The sequence below is a fragment of the Aequorivita sinensis genome (genome assembly GCF_006346335.1).
GTDB lineage: Bacteria > Bacteroidota > Bacteroidia > Flavobacteriales > Flavobacteriaceae > Aequorivita > Aequorivita sinensis.
In genome coordinates, this window is record NZ_VDMC01000003.1 from 208,459 (window position 1) to 215,373 (window position 6,915).

The 6,915-nt window shown below is 32.5% G+C and carries 7 protein-coding genes; all 7 read left to right on the forward strand.

The genetic code is table 11. The annotated features are described in order from the left end of the window. The first annotated feature begins 25 nt into the window (after positions 1-25). Positions 26-1,000 carry a hypothetical protein gene (locus tag FHP04_RS06670; RefSeq protein ID WP_139855275.1) on the forward strand — a complete coding sequence of 325 codons (975 nt, stop codon included), beginning with the start codon at positions 26-28 and terminating at the stop codon, positions 998-1,000. A 204-nt stretch (positions 1,001-1,204) separates the two neighbouring features. Further along, positions 1,205-3,319, forward strand: coding sequence for a GmrSD restriction endonuclease domain-containing protein (locus FHP04_RS06675; RefSeq protein ID WP_139855277.1), 2,115 nt, complete (start codon positions 1,205-1,207; stop codon positions 3,317-3,319). Between the two features lie 233 nt (positions 3,320-3,552). Then, positions 3,553-4,017 carry a hypothetical protein gene (locus FHP04_RS06680; protein WP_139855279.1) on the forward strand — a complete coding sequence of 155 codons (465 nt, stop codon included), beginning with the start codon at positions 3,553-3,555 and terminating at the stop codon, positions 4,015-4,017. Between the two features lie 3 nt (positions 4,018-4,020). Continuing rightward, the gene (locus FHP04_RS06685) at positions 4,021-4,458 is read left to right on the forward strand and encodes a hypothetical protein (protein WP_139855281.1); all 438 of its coding nucleotides are present in this window, start codon (positions 4,021-4,023) and stop codon (positions 4,456-4,458) included. A gap of 281 nt (positions 4,459-4,739) precedes the next feature. Next, positions 4,740-5,300, forward strand: coding sequence for a hypothetical protein (locus FHP04_RS06690; RefSeq protein WP_139855283.1), 561 nt, complete (start codon positions 4,740-4,742; stop codon positions 5,298-5,300). Between the two features lie 245 nt (positions 5,301-5,545). Then, complete coding sequence (locus tag FHP04_RS06695; RefSeq protein WP_139855285.1) at positions 5,546-5,944, forward strand: hypothetical protein; 399 nt, start codon at positions 5,546-5,548, stop codon at positions 5,942-5,944. A gap of 157 nt (positions 5,945-6,101) precedes the next feature. Next, on the forward strand, positions 6,102-6,653 hold the full coding sequence (locus FHP04_RS06700; protein WP_139855286.1) for a hypothetical protein: 552 nt from the start codon (positions 6,102-6,104) through the stop codon (positions 6,651-6,653). Positions 6,654-6,915 lie beyond the last annotated feature (262 nt).

Sequence of the window (6,915 nt, forward strand, 5' to 3'; positions counted from 1 at the left end):
AGTTTATCCAATTGTTAGCACCAATATGACAAAAATCCTGCGAAAATTTATATCGTATTTTACAATAAGTGGTTTAGTTTACTACTTGTTTTTAGTTGTTGAGACCATCAGCTTATATTTTAGCGAATTTGGATTTGACCTAACGAATGGAATACTTTTTAGTTTTAGTCAAATACCAGCAGTAATTAATTTTGGTGTTTTCATTGCCTTAATCTTGGTTACAGCGGAATTAATAAAAGAGAAAATTCCTCTCTCAAAATTTTTCCAATTCGGACTTATCGCATCACTAATCTTTGGCGGACTAATATTCTTACTATCCAATAGTGTGGTGCCAAAACTGCGAATGACAACATTCTTGGATAGATATGAAAACGCAAGAAAAGAACCATTTACGTCACAAGAAAGAATTGAAAAAGCTACCGAATACAAAAAAACAAATGTTGATATGATGAGTATTGGACTTATAAACCAATATTCTGACTCTTTAGAAACTGAAAATAAGTCTCAAAAGAAAATTATCTCTGACTTGTTTAAAAAAATTCCTGATAGCATAATTCAAAGTGATTTTTCTAAAACGGAACTTAACGAATATGGAATCTCAAAAAACGAGTTGACAATAGAATTTAATCGCAGAGATTTATTTCAATTAAAAAACGAAATAAGAAAGAATACGCTCTTGACAAAGCAATTAAGAAAATCTAATTGGACAAAAAACACTCGATATTTAAATAGTTTTCTGACTTTATTTCTGGTTTGCTTTGCAATAGTTATTGGAGCGAATTTTAAAAATCAGTTAATATTTTCATTGGTCTGTATCGGAATTGTGATTTATTCACAGACCTTAACTTTATTAACAACATCATCGGACTACTTTATAAACGGAGAGAACTTATTGGGACTGATTTTTAAGTTTACGATAATTCTGGTTGTATTTTTATATTTAGTCTATCGAATGAAAACGAAAAAAAATACTGGTGCTAACAACGTATATAGCTCATAGCTAATTAGTTGCTTAAACGAAGTTAAGGCATATTTGCAAGTCCGCCAAATTTTTTAATTTGGCTTATTGAAAAAAAGGTAATAAGAAAATTAAAAAATTCGGCTCGTGCTTAACCGAATAATTATCGCTAATTTGCACGCTACGAGCCATATACAAGACCGTTGCCCACAATTAAAACGAACACCAGTAATACAATTAAACTGAATGAATAAACAGCCAAAACCAGACTCAAAAAAATATACGGACTTGATATCCGAAATTCAAAAAGGACAAATTAAAATCCCGAAATTCCAACGGGATTTTGTTTGGAGTATTGACAAAACTGCAAAACTTTTGGACAGTATTTTAAAAGGCTATCCGATTGGCACTTTTATTTTGTGGGAAACCAACGAAAGATTAAACGATATTAAGAATATTGGAAATCTTGTTTTGCCACCTGTTCCAGACGACATAAAAGTTCAGTACGTTTTGGACGGACAACAGCGAATTACATCATTGTACGCAGCATTTTTGGGTGCTTCAATTCAAAAAGAAGGAGAAAAAAAGATTACGAATTATGGTTCAATATTCGTTGATTTAGAAGGCGATATTGATAATAACGATGAACAAATAATTTTATCGGAACAACCTGAAACTAAAAATATCTCTCTAAAAGATTTGCTAAATTCAAAATACAGCGATTTAAGAGAAAATTATTCAAATGAGGATATAGACAAAATTCAAGAATACAAAGAAACTTTTACTTCTTATGATTTCTCGACAGTAGTACTTCGTAAAGAAGATATTGATTCTGCAATAGAAGTTTTTACTCGAATAAATACAGGCGGACAAACCTTAACTCTATTTGAGATAATGTCTGCAAAAACTTATGACGAGGAACAGAAATTCGATATGCAAGACCGATTTCAAAAATTACTAAAACAACTTGAAGTCAGTAAATACGAAACAATATCAAGTACAGTAATTTTAAATGTTTTAGGTTTAATATTAAGCAAAAACAAAGAGTGTAAACGAAAAGTCGTTTTACAATTAGACAAGCAAAGTATTATTGATATTTGGGATGATGTAATTTCATCGCTTAAAGAAAGTATTGACTATTTCCGTTCAGTTTATAGAATTCCTGTGTCAACTTTATTGCCTTACGATGCACTTTTAGTTCCTTTCAGTTACTTTTTTTACTACCATAAAGAAAAGCCAAAAGGCGAACAGATTAAATATTTGGAAGAGTTCTTTTGGAGAATATCGTTATCATATAGATATTCAAGTTCAACAGAATCTAAACTTGCTCAAGACATTAAAAGAATTGACCAAATTCTAAATGGAGAACGACCAAACTACGATGAATTAAAAGTCTTTTTAAGTTCGCCAAGAGATTTAATAGACACAAATTTTAGTGCAGGAAATAGTTATTGTAAAGCAGTTCTTTGTTTGTTAGCTTATTCAGAGCCAAAAGACTTTCAAGATAACGGAAAAGTTATTCTTGATAATTCTTGGTTAAAAATGGCGAATAGTAAAAATTATCATCACTTTTTCCCAAAATCATATTTGAGAAAACAAGGAATTGGAAATGAAAATAGTATTGTTAATATCACTTTGGTTGGTGCAGATTTAAACAAACGCAAAATTAGAGCAAAAGCACCTTCAATTTATATTCAAGACTTCTTGGACGAAAATGCGGAATTGCATAAATCTATAAAATCACATTTAATTGATGATATTGATGATTTTGGAATTCACAGCGATGATTATTCTGTGTTTTTAGAAAAAAGAGCGACTTCTATTTATAAAGCTTTGAAAAATAGAATTGAGTTTACAAAAACGGAAAAAATAGAAGATACCGAATTAAAGGAATTAATCTTAATCGGAGAAAATGAAAAGTTGGAAATGAAATCAACTTTACGCTACGATTTAAGACAGAATATTGTAAATAAAAATTTAGAATATGTAATTGCCAAAACCGTTTCTGCATTTTTAAACAGCGAAGGCGGAATTTTAATAATCGGAGTTGACGATAATGGAAATGCTTTAGGACTTGACAAAGATATTGAAACCTTTTCTAAAAAAGATGTTGACGGATTTGAATTGCATTTAAGGAATATCATTAAAAAACATTTAGGTTCAAACTTTGAAAAGCATCTAAAAATCACATTTCCAATAATTGACGAAAAGACTATTTGCAAAGTTAAAATCCTAAAAAGTGGAAAACCTGTGTTTGCGAATTTTGAGGGGAAAGACAGTTTTTACGTCAGAAATGGAAACTCATCAATTCCGAAAAACAGAGAAGAACAAAGCGAGTACGAAAAGCTACATTGGAAATAATAACTGTGGGCAACAACGTATATAAAACATAGCTATTACAGGCTTTTCGAGAGGTTTGTGTGTATTTGCGAAGACCGCCAAATTTTTAAATTTGGCTTTTAGTAAAATAAATATAAAAAGAAAAATTTAAAAATTCGGCTCGTGCATAATCCGAAAAGTTAGCGTCTTTTTACACGCTACGTTTCATATACAAGACCGTTGCCAACTATTTGAAAAAACAATCAAACTAACGAATGAATCAAAGCACATACTTTTGGAAAGAATATATAAATCTCTATTGCGTTGAAAAAGGTCAGACTGGATTGACTATTTCAAACATCATAGGGAGCGTGAGATTGAATACAAGTTTAAAAGAGTATTCAATCGAAGACTTTTTTGCCGAAATTGTCAAAGAAAAATATGAAATACTAATATCTTCTTGCAATGACATTGACGAATTAGTTTTAGGCAAATTTAAAAACTGGAATGGACTGAAAACCTATTATCAAAATATAGGTTCGATTTATTTTTCCAAAAATGATTTTCAAATAGAGATAAAAGAATTAAATGATTTATCTCTTGAATTGAAAAAGCGGTATAACAACAGAATTGAAAGTGGAACTTATTCTAAAATTGGAGGAACTAATGAATGGGTTCACCTCACAGAAGAGGATAAGCAAAATCACTTACTAGTTAACGAAAAACTCACTTTTAAATAAAGCATGAACATTTTACGAACAAAACAAGCACTTCTATCTGCAACAGCAACATTTATATTATTGTTTAACTCTTGTAACGAAAAAAAAGACGAAAACACTTTTTCTTACGAACAATTCAAAGAGGCATTGTATTACAATAGTTCAACAGGAGAATTTGCGGATTTAGGCAATTTAGGTATGTGCATAAACCGTTGGGGAATGCCGGAGTATGTAAAATCAATGGGGACCATGAACCAAGATGGTAGTAATAGCAGACTGAATGCAATTGTTTTCAGATGGTCGAATATAGAGGTAGATGAGAAAAACGTCGAAATAGTTTTCGAGGCTATCCCAGATTCGGGTAAGGCTATCGAAGATGTATTCACTAACAGAATTGACCGAGGAATGGCAAAATATTTGAAAGTGAAAGAATTTAGTCTGGTACCGATTTCAAAACCTTAAAACAAGAATATCTACCGAAAATAAATCGAAAAAATAGGGTACTATGGGCTTCCCGAACGGGAAAAACAGTTGGCAACAACGGCTATAGCAAATAGGGCAGAAAGTGCTGAATCCATTGACTTGGGCGTGTTTGCAGAGTCCGCCAAATCTTTTGATTTGGCTTTTAGATAAAATAAGATAAAAACTAAATGCAAAAGCTTTGGCTAAGTGCTTAAACGGAAAGGTCTGTTCTTATCACCTGCCCTACTTGCCATAGCCCAACCGTTGGCAAGCATTTGAAAATGAAGAAAATTCTGCCATTCATAATCCTATTAACAACTCAGTGCAAAATTGAATCTAATCAAGACTATTCTAGAGGAATGATAAAATACGTTGATAGTATTGGGACAGCTCTTACAGGAAGTGAAAATCACGGCTTTACCCTTCAACACGACAGTATAATTCAAATAAACCCTGACACAAATTATCTAATAGCCAATATTTCAACAGGAATTGAGAAAAATCAGACTTACAACTTTCAAAACGATGAAGGAGTTGAGCTTAAACTTAAAAGGCTAAATTACACAGACCTTGAAGTGACTGTAATTGACAAAACTGATTCTTACGAATCTACCGCATCCATGACTTTAGATGTTCTGAACAAGAAAGTGGTCAATATTGATTCAACAGACATTCAAGCACACTCCTTCAACATGAAAGTCAAAGACTGTTCTTGTATCTTACTTCTATCTAAACAAGAAAAAAACCAGAACGAATCACGATTCACAATTATTCATATAAAAGAAAACTCTTGTGACCAATTGAAACTTGAGAGAATAAATGGGCTATATAAAGAAAAATAAAAACGCTTGCCAACAGTACCTATACGCAATGCGGGCTGAAGGAATAGCCGATAGATCTCATCCCCTATCCCGCCAAAGCTCCGCTTTGGTATTTTAGATGAATAAAGTAAAAACACAAAATCACAGCTTTGGCTCACAGCCGTGCACGATTGAAAACTATCGCTTTTCAATCCCGCACTGCGCATAGCCGGAACGTTAGCATACATTTGAGAAAAACATTGGAACTGAAAAACAAAATATCGAAATTGACATTAATTCTGATTTTAATCGGAGTTTCTTTCGGGTTTAAAAATCAAACATCTGAATTTAGTTTCATCGACAAATATGGGAATGAAATTATTATTCAGAATACGGAACTGATTCCTGAATTAATAAATGCGGAGTTTTTAAAAAACAATCTGAACGGAACTCATTTTACATTCAAGCTGAAAGAAGATTCGGATTTAAAATTTGAATATAGAATTGCGGAATTCGTTCGGATAAATAAAACGGAATATAGATTGCGGATTTTACAAAAGCCAAAATCGGACAAATCAGAAGATATTATTAGATACGTTGGATATAGTAATTATCGAATGAAATTAAAGAAAACCAAAAGCGGAATTGAATTGGAGAAAGTTGAATTTATGTACGCTGAAATATAAAAACGTATGCTAACACCGTATAAAAATAATTGCGATTTAGTGCTAAAACAAAGGTCGTTGCGTGTTTGTAACGTCTGATTTTCCTTCGGAAAATCCTCGCATACAAACCCGCAACTATTCTTATACATAAACGTTGTAGCACATTTAAGAAAACCTAATGGCAATAAACCAATTTCTGACATTTGTACTTCCAAAAAAGCCGATTGAAGAAAAATATGGCGGAATACCAAAACAGCTCGAAATTAAACACGCTGAATGGGAAAAGTATTGGGAAAACTATGATATGGAATTGAATGACGCACCAGAACCTGAATTTGAAGATGCGATTTCAACAAAATGGTGGAAAGGAATTCAAATTGATATTGCGGAATTGAGAAATGAAATTGACAAAATAATAACTCGTGCGGAATGGAATGGCGGAACGAGTTGGAAAACAGAAAAAGCGGAATTTGACCACGATTTGAGTATAGATTTTAACGAGAAAGAAAATTACATTGAAGATTTTCGATTTCGGACTGACTTGACCGACTCAACTCTGACTTTTATAAAATCAATGTTGGATTTATGCGACAGAGAAGAATGGATTTTAATGGACGACAAAGGAAATTTGTGCGAACCGAAAATTCAAAATTTAGCTGAATTAATTAAAGATTCAGATGCGGACAGATTTTTGAGAAATCCGATTGAATTTTTTGAGAATATAAAATAAAAAAACGTGCTACAACACCGTGTATAGCTCATTGCGGCTGAATTCCTAATCGGAATTCATTGCAATTTGCTATCTTTCGGCTACGGCGGAAAATCCTCGCGGATTTCCCGCAACGAGCCATACACAAGACCGTTGTGTGCAATAACCCTTGCTTGCTAGGTTATTTAAAAAATCAGTAAAGCGCGCGAATTTGGAAGGAAAATAATCAGTATTTTATGGTAGGACTGGTTGCAAACCAGGGCCATCAAGTTTTTCGATACTA

Excerpts from the sequence above, each read along its gene's own strand:
- FHP04_RS06680 (WP_139855279.1), top strand. The coding sequence starts at position 3,553 with ATGAATCAAAGCACATACTTTTGGAAAGAATATATAAATCTCTATTGC.
- FHP04_RS06670 (WP_139855275.1), top strand. The coding sequence starts at position 26 with ATGACAAAAATCCTGCGAAAATTTATATCGTATTTTACAATAAGTGGT.
- FHP04_RS06690 (WP_139855283.1), top strand. The coding sequence starts at position 4,740 with ATGAAGAAAATTCTGCCATTCATAATCCTATTAACAACTCAGTGCAAA.
- FHP04_RS06675 (WP_139855277.1), top strand. The coding sequence starts at position 1,205 with ATGAATAAACAGCCAAAACCAGACTCAAAAAAATATACGGACTTGATA.
- FHP04_RS06700 (WP_139855286.1), top strand. The coding sequence starts at position 6,102 with ATGGCAATAAACCAATTTCTGACATTTGTACTTCCAAAAAAGCCGATT.
- FHP04_RS06685 (WP_139855281.1), top strand. The coding sequence starts at position 4,021 with ATGAACATTTTACGAACAAAACAAGCACTTCTATCTGCAACAGCAACA.